This is a genomic window from Mesorhizobium sp. M5C.F.Cr.IN.023.01.1.1 (genome assembly GCF_003997585.1).
GTDB classification, from domain to species: Bacteria; Pseudomonadota; Alphaproteobacteria; order Rhizobiales; family Rhizobiaceae; genus Mesorhizobium; species Mesorhizobium wenxiniae.
The window spans coordinates 1-3211 of record NZ_RZSU01000211.1; the positions used below are offsets into that span (position 1 = coordinate 1).

At 60.7% G+C, this 3211-nt stretch carries 4 protein-coding genes; 1 reads left to right on the plus strand and 3 read right to left on the minus strand.

The features are described from left to right. Positions 1-3: 3 nt before the first annotated feature. The 3 genes from EOA78_RS35225 to EOA78_RS35235 all read right to left on the minus strand — a co-directional run bounded on the left by EOA78_RS35225 (position 4) and on the right by EOA78_RS35235 (position 2227). Positions 4-612, minus strand: coding sequence for a transglutaminase-like cysteine peptidase (locus tag EOA78_RS35225; protein ID WP_127320300.1), 609 nt, complete (start codon positions 610-612; stop codon positions 4-6). A gap of 241 nt (positions 613-853) precedes the next feature. After that, entirely contained in the window at positions 854-1471 is a 618-nt protein-coding gene (locus tag EOA78_RS35230) for a PilZ domain-containing protein (protein ID WP_065008196.1), read from the minus strand. Positions 1472-1588: 117 nt separating this feature from the next. Further along, positions 1589-2227, minus strand: coding sequence for a PAS domain-containing protein (locus EOA78_RS35235; RefSeq protein ID WP_127320302.1), 639 nt, complete (start codon positions 2225-2227; stop codon positions 1589-1591). 421 nt (positions 2228-2648) lie between these two features. Here EOA78_RS35235 and EOA78_RS35240 point away from each other — a divergent pair. Continuing rightward, on the plus strand, positions 2649-3211 hold a 563-nt coding region (locus EOA78_RS35240; protein WP_164784110.1), incomplete at its 3' end, for a rhomboid family intramembrane serine protease.

A 3211-nucleotide genomic window follows, 5' to 3' on the forward strand; every position in this document is an offset into this window, starting at 1 on the left:
TCCTTAGCGGACGCTGGCGACCGCGTCGGAGCGGCCGTCGTTGATCATTACCCAAGCGCCCGAATTCTGGCTCGATTGGCGCTTCAGGTAGGTGTAGTCGGTAGCAGTCCAGGACAGCACCCTGGTTTCCAGATTGTCGAGGATGAACTCTCCAAGGCTGGTGCGCACGGTCAGCACCGCGTGGCCGTCTCCGTTCGGCTGGCGCGCAACCGTCATCAGCAGGTCGCCGGCCGGAACGCCGATGTTCATCAACGCGCGGCGCTTTTCCAGCGCATAGTCCTCGCAGTCGCCGAAGCCGCTGTTGGGATAGGACCAGACTTCTTCTTTGCCCCACAGTTCCATATCGGTGCGTGGCGCGATCTTGCTGTTGACCGAATTGTTGATGCTCACGATCTTCGCCCACAGCTTGCGGGTCAGCTCGATCGGCCCCTTCTTCGGCGTCCGCTGATTGCATTCCTGCGGAATCTTCTGACAGAACTCGTAATGGCCGACCGGCTGTGTGGTGCGGCTGCCGGTGTGCATGAAGGCAGGTCCCGCTGCATACGCCGTTCCCCAAGCGGTAAGCTGCATCGCCATTGCCAAGAGCAACAGCTTGCCCCTCGTCTTCTTCATCGTCCAGTCTCCCCGTTTGAGGAGACAATGACACAATTGGATTTATTCGGCGCAAAGGCTCGAAGTAGACATTAAGTAAAACCCCTATAGAATAAACATAAAATTTGAATCATTACAGTAAAAAATTGTTGAGGCGTTCTCGCGGAGCCGTATCGGCCGGCGCGGCGCCTTGGCGCGGCATCGGGGCAACAAAAAACCGGCCGAAATGGGCCGGTTCGATCGCGGTAAACTGTCTTGTTTGTCAGGTGCCGGGTGCGTTGAATTCGGAATCGAGTGTTTCGGGCCGCTGGATGACTGCGAACTCGATGGCGACGCCGTCCTCGAAATGGCGCACCACCTGGCCGCGCATCGTGCCGAGCATGACCTGGATGCCGATTGCCGGCTTGACGTCGATCTCGACCGCGGCGCCCGAAAGCGACAGGTCGATGATGCGGCACTGGTACTGGCGCCCATCACTGAGCTGAAGCACGCTGGTCGGATTGCGCGGCGCCACGCGTTCGTGACGACGATCTTCCGGCAGATCGAGCTCGTGCTTGTTGGCGAGCCAGGTCAACTGCGCGGCAAGCTTGTCCTTCTTGCGTTCCGAGGCGATGACCGTCATCGCGAAACCATCCTGCAGGATGCGGGTGACGACGCCTTCGATGCGGCCGATGTGATCGATATAGGCGATGACTTTCTCGCCCGGCATGCCGATGCGCTCGGTGCGAAGCGCTACATTGCCCGGCGACATATCGACCACCTGGCACGGATGTTCGGTGCGATCCTCCAGCATGAAGCGTCCGTAGATTTTCACGCGAACGCGCTGAAAGTTACGCCTTTCAGCTCGGGACGGTGCGGTGTCGACCGCCGCTGACCTCATGACTGCCTACACCCCGTCTGGCATTCCGCGCGTTGATGCGAGGAACTTCGTCAGAAAGCTACAGCGAAGCGGGTTAACAAAGGGGAAAGCCTGACACCGCTACTTTAGGGTTTTAGATTATTCCCCGCGCCCGCCGTCGAACACGACCAGATGGCGGATGCGGCGCGCCTGGCCGAGCGCCGAAATCGTCTGGGGCGGATCGAGTTCAGACGGGACAAGCGAGGGAACGTCGATGGCCGGCCGGTTCTTGGCGAATATCGGTTCCTTCTCCGGATCGACGACGCGGATCGAATCGATCAGGGCGTCGGCGATCGGGTCCGCCCCCAGCCAGAAGGGTTTTTCAGCGGCGCTTATCACGCCGAGGCAGCGCGGATTTTCGACGCCGCCGTCGAGCGGCAGGGCGAGCAGCTCGAACTTGCTGGAACGGTCGGTGCGGCTGAAACCTTCATAGGTGATGAGCAATACGGATTTCTGATCGAAGACGCCGTGGATCAGTTTCGAGATAAGCCGCTGATCCTTCTCGCGCCATAGAGAGGGGAAGGAAAACCCCTTGAGTTCACGGCCATAGACCGCGCAAAGCCTGGTGCCGGCGAGCCGGAATACCGCTTCGCCGCGCGTATCCTTTTCCAGGATGAATGTGTCGGCCAGCAGCGACTTGATGTCGGCTGGCTCGACTTCCGAACGCTTCGGGGCAGGGCGCCCGTCACGCAGCCGGTTCCAATAATGGAACAGCGTGATCGATCCGTTCTGGTTCATGTTATGCTGCTCCGCGCAATCTGTCGTCTGATGTCCCATCGGTGAACAGAAGGGCGCCCTCCGAGGACCTACATGCGTTGCGCAGCAGGATGCGTGCCAGCATCGTTAACACTTGTTCACGGGTCGGGGTCGTTAAGGTTAACAAGTGGTTTACGTTGCGCCCCGCCCACGCCCGTGGCACGCTAAAACCACTCCAAAAGCGGTCGTTTCGCAGCGATCGGCAGCAGTTCAGTCAAGAGTTGGGGGAGCACGGGGGCTCGACCAGCCGTTCAAGGGCAACCTTGGACGGCTTCTTTTTGATTCGCGCCAATTTTGATTCGCCCCGGTTTTGAATTGCGGTGGGGCGATTCGCCCTTTGTGAATCGGGTGACCGTGATCTACATGCTCGCGAAGTCGAATCCAGCGACTGAGTGCGAGCCATATGAGCGAACCAGCAAGCCCATCGGAAATCGAACAGGGCGAGGGCGGACCTGTCGGCCGCGAGCCGGAGCGTCGTCGCGAGCCGGTATTCAACATGCCGCCGGTTGTGCTGGCGGTGATCGGCATCTGCGTCGTCGTTCATCTGATCCGCCTCTACTGGCTCACCGAGGACCAGGATTTCTCCCTGCTGATCCGGACCGCCTTCATTCCGATCCGCTATTCCGGTCGCTTCGACCTCGATTTCTACGCGTTTTCGACCCCCTTCACTTATGCCTTCCTGCATGGCGGCTTTGCTCATCTTGCCGTCAACATGGTGTGGCTGGCGGCTTTCGGCTCACCGCTGGCGAACCGCTTCGGCGCGCTTCGTTTCAGTCTGTTCTTCGCGGCGACGGGGCTGGCGGCGGTGGTGCTGTTCTGGGCCGTGCATCCGCTCGGCCTGGCGCCGCTGGTCGGCGCATCGGGGGCGATTTCCGGCATGATGGGGGCCGCCGCCCGCTTTGGCTTCCGCACGGACCGCTCGTCCGGCAAAGCCGCCTTCGCCGGCGCGCCGCTGCCGATGGCGGC

What these genes read in the sequence shown, in the direction of transcription:
- EOA78_RS35230 (WP_065008196.1), bottom strand. Translation starts at nt 1,471, where the DNA reads ATGAGGTCAGCGGCGGTCGACACCGCACCGTCCCGAGCTGAAAGGCGT.
- EOA78_RS35225 (WP_127320300.1), bottom strand. Translation starts at nt 612, where the DNA reads ATGAAGAAGACGAGGGGCAAGCTGTTGCTCTTGGCAATGGCGATGCAG.
- EOA78_RS35235 (WP_127320302.1), bottom strand. Translation starts at nt 2,227, where the DNA reads ATGAACCAGAACGGATCGATCACGCTGTTCCATTATTGGAACCGGCTG.